This is a genomic window from Acidovorax sp. MR-S7 (genome assembly GCF_000400995.2).
In the GTDB taxonomy this organism is placed as follows: Bacteria; Pseudomonadota; Gammaproteobacteria; order Burkholderiales; family Burkholderiaceae_C; genus MR-S7.
Genome location: NZ_DF238933.1, coordinates 53,268 through 65,775, shown reverse-complemented (window position 1 = coordinate 65,775; position 12,508 = coordinate 53,268). Strand labels below are relative to the sequence as shown.

At 70.2% G+C, this 12,508-nt stretch carries 11 protein-coding genes; 7 read left to right on the top strand and 4 right to left on the bottom strand.

Annotated features, from left to right (window positions below):
* The first annotated feature begins 121 nt into the window (after positions 1 to 121).
* Together araD and AVS7_RS13515 are read left to right on the top strand one after the other, a co-directional pair.
* Positions 122 to 1,849, top strand: coding sequence for an L-arabinonate dehydratase (gene araD, locus AVS7_RS13520; RefSeq protein WP_020228943.1), 1,728 nt, complete (start codon positions 122 to 124; stop codon positions 1,847 to 1,849).
* A gap of 11 nt (positions 1,850 to 1,860) precedes the next feature.
* Complete coding sequence (locus tag AVS7_RS13515; RefSeq protein ID WP_020228942.1) at positions 1,861 to 2,571, top strand: ribonuclease activity regulator RraA; 711 nt, start codon at positions 1,861 to 1,863, stop codon at positions 2,569 to 2,571.
* A gap of 10 nt (positions 2,572 to 2,581) precedes the next feature.
* Here AVS7_RS13515 and AVS7_RS13510 read toward each other — a convergent pair whose 3' ends face one another.
* Positions 2,582 to 3,223, bottom strand: coding sequence for a DNA-3-methyladenine glycosylase I (locus AVS7_RS13510; RefSeq protein WP_020228941.1), 642 nt, complete (start codon positions 3,221 to 3,223; stop codon positions 2,582 to 2,584).
* 53 nt (positions 3,224 to 3,276) lie between these two features.
* Between AVS7_RS13510 and AVS7_RS13505 the strand changes: the two genes are divergently transcribed.
* Positions 3,277 to 4,392, top strand: coding sequence for an aminopeptidase (locus AVS7_RS13505; protein WP_034690924.1), 1,116 nt, complete (start codon positions 3,277 to 3,279; stop codon positions 4,390 to 4,392).
* A 3-nt stretch (positions 4,393 to 4,395) separates the two neighbouring features.
* Here the strand turns inward: AVS7_RS13505 and AVS7_RS13500 are convergent, their stop codons facing one another.
* The 3 genes from AVS7_RS13500 to AVS7_RS13490 all read right to left on the bottom strand — a co-directional run bounded on the left by AVS7_RS13500 (position 4,396) and on the right by AVS7_RS13490 (position 7,142).
* Positions 4,396 to 4,653, bottom strand: a complete 258-nt coding sequence (locus AVS7_RS13500; protein WP_020228939.1) for an acyl-CoA-binding protein — start codon at positions 4,651 to 4,653, stop codon at positions 4,396 to 4,398.
* Between the two features lie 58 nt (positions 4,654 to 4,711).
* Complete coding sequence (locus tag AVS7_RS13495; RefSeq protein ID WP_020228938.1) at positions 4,712 to 5,917, bottom strand: M20 aminoacylase family protein; 1,206 nt, start codon at positions 5,915 to 5,917, stop codon at positions 4,712 to 4,714.
* 73 nt (positions 5,918 to 5,990) lie between these two features.
* Positions 5,991 to 7,142 carry an ABC transporter substrate-binding protein gene (locus AVS7_RS13490; RefSeq protein WP_020228937.1) on the bottom strand — a complete coding sequence of 384 codons (1,152 nt, stop codon included), beginning with the start codon at positions 7,140 to 7,142 and terminating at the stop codon, positions 5,991 to 5,993.
* Between the two features lie 94 nt (positions 7,143 to 7,236).
* Between AVS7_RS13490 and AVS7_RS13485 the strand changes: the two genes are divergently transcribed.
* The 4 genes from AVS7_RS13485 to AVS7_RS13470 all read left to right on the top strand — a co-directional run bounded on the left by AVS7_RS13485 (position 7,237) and on the right by AVS7_RS13470 (position 12,479).
* Positions 7,237 to 9,282, top strand: a complete 2,046-nt coding sequence (locus AVS7_RS13485; RefSeq protein WP_020228936.1) for a molybdopterin-dependent oxidoreductase — start codon at positions 7,237 to 7,239, stop codon at positions 9,280 to 9,282.
* A 142-nt stretch (positions 9,283 to 9,424) separates the two neighbouring features.
* Positions 9,425 to 10,225: an enoyl-CoA hydratase/isomerase family protein gene (locus AVS7_RS13480; protein ID WP_049696925.1), complete on the top strand. Its 801-nt coding sequence runs from the start codon at positions 9,425 to 9,427 to the stop codon at positions 10,223 to 10,225.
* Between the two features lie 28 nt (positions 10,226 to 10,253).
* On the top strand, positions 10,254 to 11,477 hold the full coding sequence (locus AVS7_RS13475; RefSeq protein ID WP_020228934.1) for a CaiB/BaiF CoA-transferase family protein: 1,224 nt from the start codon (positions 10,254 to 10,256) through the stop codon (positions 11,475 to 11,477).
* Positions 11,478 to 11,534: 57 nt separating this feature from the next.
* Complete coding sequence (locus AVS7_RS13470; protein ID WP_020228933.1) at positions 11,535 to 12,479, top strand: LysR substrate-binding domain-containing protein; 945 nt, start codon at positions 11,535 to 11,537, stop codon at positions 12,477 to 12,479.
* Positions 12,480 to 12,508: the final 29 nt, after the last annotated feature.

Here is a 12,508-nt window from a genome sequence, read left to right as displayed (position 1 = left end):
TCACCCAGCGCTGGCCGAGCGCGGGCGTGCGCGAGGGGGCCGTGTTCAGCTTCCCCAGCAGCCGCTGAAGCAGCCAACCACCATGCGGAGCCCATGCCGCTCCGCCCAGGAGACAGAGCCCATGAAACGCACCTACGAGACCCTGCGCAGCGCGCGCTGGTTCGCACCCGACGACTTCCGCTCCTTCGGCCACCGCTCGCGTGTGCTGCAGATGGGCTATGGCTACGAGGACTGGGTGGGCAAGCCCGTCATCGCCATCGTCAACACCTGGAGCGACGCCAACCAGTGCCACGCCCACTTCAAGCAGCGCGTGGAGGACGTCAAGCGCGGCGTGCTGCAGGCGGGCGGCTTTCCGCTGGAGCTGCCGGCGATCAGCCTGTCGGAAAGCATGGTCAAGCCCACGACCATGCTGTACCGCAACTTTCTCGCCATGGAGACCGAGGAGCTGATGCGCAGCCACCCGGTGGACGGCGCCGTGCTGATGGGCGGCTGCGACAAGACCACGCCGGGCCTGACCATGGGAGCGCTCTCCATGGGCATCCCCTTCATCTATCTGCCCGCCGGCCCCATGCTGCGCGGCAACTGGAAGGGCCAGGTGCTGGGCTCGGGCTCGGACGCCTTCAAGTACTGGGACGAGCGCCGCGCCGGACGCCTCTCCGACCAGGCCTGGAACGAAATGGAAGCCGGCATCGCACGCAGCCACGGCACCTGCATGACCATGGGCACGGCCGCCACGATGATGGGCATCGCCGAGGCCGTGGGCCTGGCGCTGCCGGGCGCGAGCAGCATCCCCGCCGCCGATGCCAACCACATCCGCATGAGCGCCGAGTGCGGGCGCCGCATCGTCGAGATGGTGTGGGACGACTTTACGCCCGCGAAGATGCTCACGCGCGCCAATTTCGAGAACGGCATCGCCTGCGCGATGGCCATGGGCTGCTCGACCAACGCCATCATCCACCTGATCGCCATGTCGCGCCGCGCAGGCCATCCGGTGAGCCTGCAGGACTTCGACGCCTTCAGCCGCCACGTGCCGGTGATCGCCAACATCCGGCCCAGCGGCGACGCCTACCTGATGGAGGACTTCTTCTACGCCGGCGGCCTGCGCGCGATGCTGGAGCGCATCCGCTGCCACCTGAAGACCGAGGCGCTCACCGTCAACGGCAGGACGATCGGCGAGAACATCGCGGGCAGCGAGGTCTACCACGACGACGTGATCCGGCCGCTCTCCAACCCCATCTACGCCGAGGGCGCGCTGGCCGTGCTCAAGGGCAACCTCGCGCCCGATGGCGTGGTCATCAAGCCCAGCGCCTGCGCGCCGCACCTGCTGCAGCACACCGGCCGCGCACTGGTGTTCGACGACTATCCGTCGCTGAAGAAAGCGGTGGAGGACCCTGACCTCGACGTGACCGGCGACGACGTCCTGGTGCTGCGCAACGCCGGCCCGCTGGGCGCCGGCATGCCCGAATGGGGCATGCTGCCCATCCCCACCAAGCTGCTCAAGCAGGGCGTCAAGGACATGCTGCGCCTGTCGGACGCGCGCATGAGCGGCACCAGCTACGGCGGCTGCCTGCTGCACTGCGCGCCCGAGGCGGCCATCGGCGGGCCGCTGGCGCTGGTGAAGACCGGCGACCGCATCACCGTGGACGTGCCCGCGCGCAGCATCCACCTCGAAGTCAGCGACGAGGAACTGGCTGCACGAAGCAAGGCCTGGAAGCCCGCGCCGCCGCGCTACGAGCGCGGCTACGGCTGGATGTTCGGCCGCCACATCAAGCAGGCCGACGAGGGCTGCGACTTCGACTTCCTCGAAACCACGTTCGGCACGCCCGTGCCGGAACCCGACATCTTCTGATGGAGCATCGCATGGACCCAACCACCCGCGAACGGCTGATGCAGGTCAGCACCGCCACCCTGTGCACCGCGCTGTTCAAGCGCGGCCTGCGCAACCAGTGCATCCAGGACGTGCGCCCGCTCAACCCGGGCCTGCCCAACATGGTGGGCGAGGCGTTCACGCTGCGCTACATTCCCGCGCGCGAGGACCGCAACGGCATCGCCGTCTTCCAGAACCGCGACCACCCGCAACGCCAGGCGGTGGAAGATTGTCCGGGCGGCGCCGTGCTGGTGATCGACAGCCGCAAGGACGCGCGCGCCGCCTCGGCCGGCGGCATCCTGGTCGCGCGGCTGATGCAGCGCGGCGTGGCCGGCGTGGTAACCGATGGCGGCTTTCGCGACAGCCCGGACATCGACAGGTACTCCATGCCCGCGTACCACAGCCGCCCCAGCGCCCCGACCAACCTGACGCTGCACGAGGCCATCGAGATCAACGGTCCCATCGGCTGCGGCGACGTGGCCGTGTTCCCCGGCGACGTGGTCGTGGGCGATGCCGAAGGCGTGGTCGTGATCCCTGCGCACCTGGCGGACGAGATCGCCGCCGAGGCCACGGAGATGACCGTGTTCGAGGACTTCGTGCAGGAGAAGGTCATGGAAGGCCGCTCCATCCTGGGCCTGTATCCGCCCACCGACGAACGCAGCCGATCCGACTTCGCCGCCTGGCGCGCGGAACGCGGTCGCTGAACGCGGCGCCTCAGGGCGGCGTGAAAGCGGCGCGCGCCGCCTCGGCCGCCGGGCGCGCGCTGCAGCCCTCGATGTGGTCGTTGACCAAGCCCATGGCCTGCATGAAGGCGTACATGGTCGTGGGGCCGACGAAGCTGAAGCCGCGCTTCTTCAAGTCCTTGGAGAGCTGCGCCGACGCGGCCGACGCGGTGAGCGCGCGCACGGCGTCGCCCGTCATGCGCTGGGGCCGGCCCTGCGCCGCCTGCGGCGCGTAGCGCCACACGTAGTGCGCGAGCGAGCCGTATTCGCGCCGCAGCTCCAGCACGCGCTGCGCGTTGTTGATGGCCGACTCGATCTTGCCCCGGTGGCGCACGATACCCGCGTCGCCCAGCAAGCGCTCCACGTCCGCCGGCCCGAAGCGCGCCAGCTCCTCGGCCTCGAAGTTCCCCATGGCCGCCCGGAAGGCCTCGCGCTTGTTGAGGATGGTGATCCACGACAGGCCCGCCTGGAAGCCTTCCAGGCACAGCTTCTCGAACAGGCGCCGCTCGTCGGTCACCGGAAAGCCCCATTCGTGGTCGTGGTAGTGGCGGTACAGCGGCGAAGCGCGGCACCAGAAGCAGCGCGCATGGCCCTGCTCGTCGGTGAACAGGCTGGTATCGGTGGTGTCGGTCATGGCGGCATTGTGGAGGCTGCGCCCTGCGCTTGCTATCCTCGCGGGCACTGCCCATGCGCTCCTTTCACGTGTCTTTCCGCCCTGCTGCCGTGCTGCTCGCATCGGCGTCGGCGCTGCTGCTCTCCGGCTGCGGCACGCTGGGGTATTACTGGCAGTCGGCGCGCGGACACCTGGCCCTCCTGCAGGCGGCCCGCCCGGTGCCGGAATGGATCGCCAGCCCCGACACCTCCAGCGCGCTGCGCGCGCGCCTGCAGCTGGCCGCGCAGGCACGCGCCTTCGCGGTGAGCGCGCTGGCGCTGCCGGACAACGCCAGCTACCACCGCTACGCACAGCTCGGGCGCCGCGCCGCGGTGTGGAACGTGGTGGCGGCGGGGCCGTATTCGCTCCAGCTCCATACGTGGTGCTTCCCCGTCACGGGCTGCATCGGCTACCGGGGCTATTTCGACGAGGCCGACGCGCGCGCCGAGGCCGCGCGGCTGGCGGCCACGGGGCTGGAGGTGAGCGTCTACGGCGTGCCGGCCTATTCCACGCTGGGCTACAGCAACTGGCTGGGCGGAGACCCGCTGCTGTCCACCTTCATCGCCTGGCCCGAGGGCGAGTTCGTGCGCCTGCTGTTCCACGAGCTGGCGCACCAGGTGGCCTACGCGCCGGGCGACACGCAGTTCAACGAGTCCTACGCCACGGCGGTGGAGCGGCTGGGCGTGCGGCGCTGGCTGGACGAGCGCTCCACGCCCGAGGCGCGCGCGCAGTTCGACGCTGGCGAGGAGCGGCGCGCGCAGTTCCGCGCGCTCACGCGCTCCACGCGCGAGCGGCTGCGGGAAATATACGAGTCAAAACAGCCTCCAGCGCTCACCCAGCAAGCGCTAGCAGCTATGAAAACAGAAGCAATGCAGGAATTCCGCGCCCGTTACGAGGCGCTGCGCACCCGCTGGCTGGCGGCGGGTACGCCTGCGGCGCTGGTGGCGGGCATGGACCTGTGGGTGCACGAGGCCAACAACGCCAGCTTCGCGGCGCAGGCGGCCTATGACGACTGGGTGCCGGCCTTCACCGCGCTGTTCGAGCGCGAGGGCCGCGACTGGCCGCGCTTCCACGCAGCGGTGAAGGCGCTGGCCCGCGCGCCGCAGGCCGAGCGTGATGCCGCGCTCACGGCCCTGGCGGCACGGCCCTGAGGTTCATCCACGCAGGGATTCGATGAGGTCGATGTACTGCTGCTTGGCAGCATCGGCGGCCGTGCCCTTGAGCTTCTCCCACGCATCCCATTTGGCGCGGCCGACGATGTCGGAGAAGCTGGGCTTCTTCTCGGCGTTGTCGCCGGCCGTTGCCTGCTTGTAGAGCGCGTAGATCTTCAGCAGCGTCGGGTTGTCGGGCCGCTCGCTGAGGTTCTTGGAGTTGGCGACAGCGGCTTCGAAGGCGGTGTTCAGATCGGACATTGCGGGTCTCCTGGTCAGAAACCCACAGTGTAGCCAGAGTGCGAACGACCGTTCTTTTTTAAGCCGTCGGGTTCGCCAGCCATTGCCGCGCCAGCTCCACCCAGTAGGTGCCGCCCAGCGGGATCAGGTCGTCGTTGAAGTCGTAGCTCGGGTTGTGCAGCGTGCAGGGGCCGCCGCCGTGGCCCATGTCGCGGTGCGTGCCGTCGCCGTTGGCGATGAACACGTAGGCGCCGGGCTTGGCCTGCAGCATGAAGGAGAAATCCTCGGCGCCGCCCGTGGGCTCCTGCGCCAACACCTTGTCCTCGCCCACGATGCCGGCCATCACGCGGCGCGCGAACTCGGCTTCGGCCGGGGAGTTGATCGTGGGCGGGTAGTTGCGCACGAACTCGAATTCGCACGTGGCCTCGAAGGCCGCGCAGGTGTGCTCGGCCACCTGTCGCATGCGCCGCTCGATCATGTCCAGCAGCTCGATGGTGAAGGTGCGCACCGTACCCTGCATCTCGCAGCTGTCGGGCACGACATTGGTGGCCTCGCCGGTGTGGATCATGGTGACGGAGATCACACCGGCCTCGATGGGCTTCTTGTTGCGGCTGATGATGGTCTGGAAAGCCTGCACCATCTGGCAGGCCACGGGCACGGGGTCGATACCCAGGTGCGGCATGGCGCCGTGCGCGCCCTTGCCGCGGATGGTGATCTTGAACTCGTTGGAGGACGCCATCACCGGCCCCGCGCTGACGGCGAACGTACCCACGGGCATGCCGGGCCAGTTGTGCATGCCGAAGACGGCCTGCATGGGGAACTGCTCGAACAGGCCGTCCTTGATCATCTCGCGCGCGCCGCCGCCGCCTTCCTCGGCGGGCTGGAAGATCAGGTAGACGGTGCCGTCGAAGTCGCGGTGCCTGGAGAAATACTTGGCCGCCGCGAGCAGCATGGCGGTGTGGCCGTCGTGGCCGCAGGCGTGCATCTTGCCCACATGCTTGCTGGCGTGGGCGAAGGTGTTGAATTCCTGCATGGGCAGCGCGTCGATGTCGGCGCGCAGGCCCACGGCGCGGCCGCAGGCGCCGCCGTCGCGGCCGTGCACGATGCCCACCACGCCGGTGGTGCCCAGGCCGCGGTGGATGGGAATGCCCCATTCGGTGAGCTGCGCCGCGATCACGTCGGCGGTGCGCACTTCCTGGAAGCACAGTTCGGGATGGGCGTGGATGTCGCGCCGCACGGCGGCGATGGCTGCCGCGTCGGCAACGATGGAGTCAATGACTTTCATGGCGGGAGTCTTCCTTGGGAAGCCACAGTCTAGCCGCGCCTCCGCAACCCTGCCAGGCCAAGGCTTGTCTTCCTCAGGTGCGCACGCGGCCGTCTCCGGTGAGCATGGACATCTCCACGAAGCGCGAGCCCTCGTGGTCGGCGCCACTGAAAGCCACCTGGAAGCCGCCCACCTGCCCGTTGACCGACTCCAGACCGGCCACCAGCGCATCGCGCGTGAGCTTGCCGCCGCTTTGCGCGTGCGCATTGCGCAGGCCCTCGATGAACACGCGCGCGGCCAGGTAGCCCTCCATGCTGGAGTAGTTGGCCTGCACGCCGGCGCCGCCCTTCTTGATGGCGTCGTGGAATTCGCGCGTGATCTGCCGCGAACTCTGGTAGGGCGAGGGCACGACCTGCGACACCACCACGCCCGCGCCGTCTGCGCCCAGCGCGTCGGCCAGCGCCTGGGTGCCCACGAAGGACACGTTGTAGAACGTCCCGCCGTAACCCGCCTTGCGCGCCGCGCGCACGAAGGCCGCGCACGAGGCGTAGGTGCTGACCTGCACGATGGCCTCGGGCCGGGCGGCCACGAGCTTTTGCACCGCGGCGGCGACGTTGTCCGAATTGCGCTCCACCGTGCCCGTGGCCACGGGCGCGAGCTTGCGCGCGGCCAGCGCCTTCGTCACCCCGTCCAGACCGGCCTGGCCGTAGCTGTCGTTCTGGTGGAACACGCCGATGCGCGTGAGGCCCAGATGGGTGAGCTGGCGCACCATGAGTTCGGTCTCGTCGTCGTAGGAGGCGCGCACGTGGAAGATCAGCCGGTTGAACGGCTTGCGCAGCCCTGGCGCGCCCGTGAAGGGTGCGAAGAACGGCACCCGGGCCTGCGTGAACAGCGGCAGGGCCGCGAGGCTGGTGGGCGTGCCAATGTAGCCGAACAGCGCGAACACGTCGTCGGCGATGAGCTTGCGCGTGTTCTCGGCGCAGCGGTCGGGCTCGTAGCCGTCGTCCAGCGCGCGGATCTCGATGCTGCGCCGGCCGATGCCGCCATGCGCGTTGGCCTGATCGAAGGCCAGCTTCGCGCCGGCCTGGAATTGCACGCCGAGCTGCCCCGCCGCGCCCGTGAGCGCCGCCGACTGGCCCAGCACGATGCGCCCTTCGCCCTGCGCGTGCACCGCCGGAAACCCCGCCAGCGCCGCCGCACCCAGACCCACGGAAAACTGCCTGCGCCCCAGAACCTGCTGCATCATGGTGAAATCCCTCCTTGTCGATCGCGCCCGCCGGCGCATCCTGCCGTGAAACACCCGCGTGAACGAGTGTAGCGGCCACCCCCGAGAAACCGCCATGACCACGACCGCCCCCATCGCCGACCCCGTCCAGGTACGCGGCGCCTGCCCGCACGACTGCCCCGACACCTGCGCCCTGCTGACCACCGTGGAGAACGGCCGCGCCGTGCGCGTGCAGGGCAACCCCGCCCATGCACAGACGGGCGGCGTGCTGTGCGCCAAGGTATCGAAGTACGCCGAGCGCACGCACCACCCCGAGCGCATCCTCACGCCGCTCAGGCGCACCGGCCCCAAGGGCAGCGGCCAGTTCGCGCCCGTCTCGTGGGACGAGGCGCTGGCGGACATCGCCGCGCGCCTCACGGCCATCGCCGCGCGCGACCCGCAGGCCATCCTGCCCTACAGCTACGCCGGCACCATGGGCTTGGTGCAGGGCGAGAGCATGGACCGGCGCTTCTTCCACCGCCTGGGCGCCTCGCTGCTCCATCGCAGCATCTGCTCCACGGCCGGCGGCGAAGGGCTCATGCACACGCTGGGCGGCAAGGTGGGCATGAAGGTGGAGTTCTTCGCGGAGGCCAAACTCATCCTCATCTGGGGCAGCAACTCCATCGGCAGCAACCTGCACTTCTGGCGCATCGCCCAGCAGGCCAAGCGCGACGGCGCGCGCCTGGTGTGCATCGACCCGCGCCGCACCGAGACGGCCGAGAAGTGCCACGAACACCTGCAGCTCCTCCCCGGCACCGACGCCGCACTGGCCCTGGCGCTGATGCACGAGCTGGTGAGGAACGACTGGCTCGACCACGACTACATCGCCCGCCACGCCATCGGCTGGGAGGGCCTGCGCGAGCGCGCGCTGGAGTGGCCGCCCGAGCGCGCGGCCGAAGTCTGCGGCCTGCCCGTGGAGCAGATCCGCCGCCTGGCGCAGGACTACGGCACGACGCAGCCCGCCGCCATCCGCCTCAACTACGGGATGCAGCGCGCCCACGGCGGCGGCAACGCCACGCGCGCCATCGCCTGCCTGCCCGCGCTCACCGGTGCGTGGCGCCACCGCGCGGGCGGCCTGCTGTTCTCCAGCTCAGGGCACTACCCGGTGCAGCGCGCGCAGCTCCAGCGCCCCGACCTGCTGGCCGGGCGCCAGCCGCGCACCGTCAACATGGTGACCATCGGCGACGACCTGCTGCGCGGCGACTCCCTCCAGGCCCTGGTGATCTACAACAGCAACCCCGTGGCCGTGGCGCCAGACTCCGCCAAGGTGGTGCAGGGCTTCGCGCGCGAGGACCTGTTCACCGTGGTGCTGGAGCACTTCCATACCGACACGGCCGACTACGCCGACTACATCCTGCCCGCCACCACGCAGCTCGAGCACTGGGACGTGCACCTGTCCTACGGCCATACCGACGTGCTGCTCAACCGCCCGGCGATCCCGCCCCTGGGCGAGGCGCGCAGCAACGCACAGATCTTCCGCGACCTGGCCGCGCGCATGGGCTTCACCGAGCCGTGCTTTTCCGACAGCGACGAGGAACTCTGCCGCCAGGCCTACGGCGAGGCCGTCGATTTCGAGCGGCTGCTCAAGGACGGCTTCACCCCCCTGCCCGTGCCCGACGCGCCGTTTGCCGAAGGCAACTTCCCCACGCCCTCGGGCAAGTGCGAGATCCACAGCGCGCGGCTGGCCGCCCAGGGACTCGATCCGCTGCCCGGCTACGTTCCCAACCACGAGGCGCCCGGCAGCTCGGAACGCTACCCGCTGGCGATGATCTCGCCGCCCGCGCGCAACTTCCTCAACTCCACGTTCGTGAACGTGCAGAGCCTGCGCGGCATCGAGGGCCGGCCCGTGCTGGAGATCCACCCCGACGACGCGGCCCCGCGCGGCGTCCAGGACGGCGGCCTGGTGCGCGTGTTCAACGGCCGCGGCAGCTATGAATGCCATGCGGCAGTGAGCGAGCGCGCCCGCCCCGGCGTGGTCAACGGCCTGGGCATCTGGTGGCGCAAGCTCGGGCCCAACGGCACCAACGTCAACGAGCTGACCAGCCAGGCCCTGACCGACCTGGGCGCGGCACCCACGTTCTACGACTGCGTGGTGGAGGTGGAGCGTGCCACGGGCGCCTGACTACTGAAACCATAGCTGCCAGCGCTTGGTGGTAAAGCGCTGGAGACCGATTCGACCCACATCCCCAGCCATCGGAAATACCTATAGCGGCATTGCGAAACGGTAGTTTTCGCGGCCGCCGTGCATTCCTACGATGCGCGCCATGAACAAAACGACGGACAGAGGGCGGATCGAGGTCTGCATGCAGGGGCCCGTGGCGACGGTGACCATCGCCAATCCCGGCAAGCGCAACGCATTGACGGTGGCCATGTGGAACGCGCTGCGCACCGCATTCGAGCGCCTGTCGGACGACACCGCGCTGCGCTGCGTCGTCGTGCGCGGGCACGGCGCCGAGGGCTTCGCGGCAGGAGCCGACATCGGAGAGTTTGCGCAGGTGCGCAGCACGCGCGCGCAGGTCACGGCCTTCCATGAGGATACGGTGCTGGGCGCACTCACCGCCCTCCACGGCTGCCCGGTGCCGGTGGTGGCGCTGATCCAGGGTGCCTGCGCCGGGGGCGGGCTGGAGATCGCCGCGGTCTGCGACCTGCGCATCGCGGGCCGGAGCGCGCGCCTGGGCATTCCCGTCAACACCCTGGGCTTCTCGCTGGCGCTGGGCGAGACGCAGGCGCTCGTGCGCCTGGCCGGTGCCGCCGTGGCGGCCGAACTGCTCTACGAAGGCCGCATGCTGGACGCGCCCGAGGCGCTGGCCAAGGGCCTGCTCACGCGCGTGGTGGACGACGCCCATGCCGAGGCCGAGGCGATGGCCGCCGCGCAGCGCATCGCCGCCGGCGCGCCGCTGGCCGCGCGCGAGCACAAGCGGCAGCTGCGCCGCCTGGCGCGCGACCCCTCGCCCGTGACGCACGCGGAGCGCCTGGCCAGCTACGCCTTCGCCGACACGCAGGACTACCGCACCGGCATCCGCGCCTTCCTCGACAAGACCACGCCGGTGTTCGCCGGACGCTGACCCGCATCACTTCCCACGCCATTCCGCCATGACGCCCTCGTCCCTGCCTCTCGCCGGCCTGCGCGTGCTCGACCTGTCGCGCGCGCTCTCGGGCCCCTTCTGCTCCATGATCCTGGGCGACCTCGGCGCCGAGGTCATCAAGGTGGAGCCCGCACCGCACGGCGACATGGTGCGCCAGTGGGGCCCCTTCGCGGGGGACACCAGCGTGTACTACCTCTCGGGCAACCGCAACAAGAAGAGCGTGGCGGTGAACTTCCGCCACCCCGAGGGTCTGGGCATCGTGCGCGACATGGCGCTGCGTGCGGACATCCTCGTGGAGAACTTCCGCGCCGGCGTGATGGCCGAGATGGGCATGGCGCAGGAGGATCTGCAGGCGCGCAATCCCGGCCTCATCTGGGGCAGCATCACCGGCTTCGGCAGCGACGGGCCGCGCGGGCAGTGGCCCGGGTTCGACCAGATCGCGCAGGGCTTCTCGGGCTTCATGAGCTTCACCGGCACGCCGCAGTCGGGGCCTCAGCGCGTGGGCGTGGCCATCGGCGACCTGACCTCGGGCATGTGGACGGCCATCGGCATCCTCGGCGCGGTGATCCGGCGCCAGGCCACGGGCCAGGGCCAGAAGGTGGAGACCTCGCTGCTGGCCAGCCTGGTCGCGCTGCTCAGCGTGCAGGGGCAACGCTACCTGTCGCTGGGCGACGTGCCCGCGCCGGTGGGCAACGTGCACCCGGTGATCGCGCCCTACGGCGTGTTCGAGGCGCAGGACGGCCCGCTCAACATCGGCAGCGCCACGCAGGAGCAGTGGCTCAAGCTGGCGCGGCTGCTGGGTCTGGAGCACCTGGCGGGGGATGCGCGCTTTCTCAACAACGCCGCGCGCATCCAGCACCGCATGGAGCTCAAGGCGCTGCTGGAAGAGCGCCTGCGCCTGCGCCCGCGCGCCGAATGGACGCAGGCCATGGTGGCGCAGGGCATCCCCGCCGGCCCCATCAACCGGCTGGACGACGTGTTCGCCGACCCGCAGGTGCAGCACTGCCGGATGGTGGAAACCATCGAACACCCCGAACTCGGCGCCCTGTGCCAGGTGGGCAACCCCGTGCGCATGGACGGGCTGCGCGAGGGCAGCATGCGCCTGCCGCCGCCGCTGTACGGCCAGCACACGGTGCAGGTGCTGCAGGACATGGGCTACGCGCGCTCGGCGATCGACGGCTGGCTCGCCAGCGGCGTGGTGGCCCAGCACCGTCACGGCCCTGGAGAATGACCGCGGCCGCGGCAGGCCCTACCATCGGCAGCGACATGCCTGCCTTGCACACCGCCCATGGAACTGCGCCAGCTTCGCTACTTCGTCGCCATCGTCGATAGCGGCTCGCTGTCGCGCGCGGCGGCGCTGGTGCACATCGTGCAGCCGGCGCTCAGCCAGCAGATGACGCAGCTCGAGGACGAGCTGGGCGTGCAGCTCCTGCAGCGCAGCGTGAAGGGCGTCACGCCCACCGACGCGGGCCTGGCGCTGTACCGCCACGCGCAGCACATCCTCAAGCTCGCGGCCGAGACACGCAACGTGGTGCGCGCCACCGCCAGCGAGATCAACGGCCGGGTCAAGCTCGGACTGCCTTCGAGCATCGCCATGGTGCTCGTGGGCCCGCTCATCGCGGCGCTGGAGGAGCGCTTTCCGCAGGTGTCGCTGGAGATCCACGAAAGCCCCAGCGCCTACCTGGCTGCGCAATTGCTCAACGAGCGCGTGGACTTGAGCGTGCTGGTGGACGACGCGGCCATGCCCGGCATCGAGTGCGTGCCGCTGGTGGACGAATACCTGTATTTCGTGCAGCCACGCAAGGCCGCGCTGCTGCGCTGTGGCCGCAGCGTCGCGCTGCCCGCGCTGGCGCAGGTGCCGCTCATGCTCACCACGCACGCCACCACGCTGCGCCGCATCGTGGACGGCGCGTTTGCCGAAGCGGGCGTGGCCCCGCTCATCAAGGGCGAGGCCAGCTCCATCCAGACCGTGCTGTCGATGGTGGCGCAAGGCGGCGCGGGCACCATCGTGCCGCACTCCGCGCTGGCCTGGCATGCGGCCTCGCAGTGGCTGCGGCAGACGGTGATAGAGCCGCGCCTGGTGCGCTGCGCATCGCTCGCGCACTCGCGGCTCAACCCGCTGTCGCCCGCCAGCGCCTGCGTGCGCGCGGTCGTGCGCGACGTGGCGGCCCAGCTCGTGCAGACGCGCCAGTGGGACGGCGCGCGCCTGCCGCCCGCCCCGCAGCGGTCCTGAAAGCCGCGCCAGCCATTGCGCGCCGCTAT

What these genes read in the sequence shown, in the direction of transcription:
- araD (WP_020228943.1), top strand. Translation starts at nt 122, where the DNA reads ATGAAACGCACCTACGAGACCCTGCGCAGCGCGCGCTGGTTCGCACCC.
- AVS7_RS13515 (WP_020228942.1), top strand. Translation starts at nt 1,861, where the DNA reads ATGGACCCAACCACCCGCGAACGGCTGATGCAGGTCAGCACCGCCACC.
- AVS7_RS13510 (WP_020228941.1), bottom strand. Translation starts at nt 3,223, where the DNA reads ATGACCGACACCACCGATACCAGCCTGTTCACCGACGAGCAGGGCCAT.
- AVS7_RS13505 (WP_034690924.1), top strand. Translation starts at nt 3,277, where the DNA reads ATGCGCTCCTTTCACGTGTCTTTCCGCCCTGCTGCCGTGCTGCTCGCA.
- AVS7_RS13500 (WP_020228939.1), bottom strand. Translation starts at nt 4,653, where the DNA reads ATGTCCGATCTGAACACCGCCTTCGAAGCCGCTGTCGCCAACTCCAAG.
- AVS7_RS13495 (WP_020228938.1), bottom strand. Translation starts at nt 5,917, where the DNA reads ATGAAAGTCATTGACTCCATCGTTGCCGACGCGGCAGCCATCGCCGCC.
- AVS7_RS13490 (WP_020228937.1), bottom strand. Translation starts at nt 7,142, where the DNA reads ATGATGCAGCAGGTTCTGGGGCGCAGGCAGTTTTCCGTGGGTCTGGGT.
- AVS7_RS13485 (WP_020228936.1), top strand. Translation starts at nt 7,237, where the DNA reads ATGACCACGACCGCCCCCATCGCCGACCCCGTCCAGGTACGCGGCGCC.
- AVS7_RS13480 (WP_049696925.1), top strand. Translation starts at nt 9,425, where the DNA reads ATGAACAAAACGACGGACAGAGGGCGGATCGAGGTCTGCATGCAGGGG.
- AVS7_RS13475 (WP_020228934.1), top strand. Translation starts at nt 10,254, where the DNA reads ATGACGCCCTCGTCCCTGCCTCTCGCCGGCCTGCGCGTGCTCGACCTG.
- AVS7_RS13470 (WP_020228933.1), top strand. Translation starts at nt 11,535, where the DNA reads ATGGAACTGCGCCAGCTTCGCTACTTCGTCGCCATCGTCGATAGCGGC.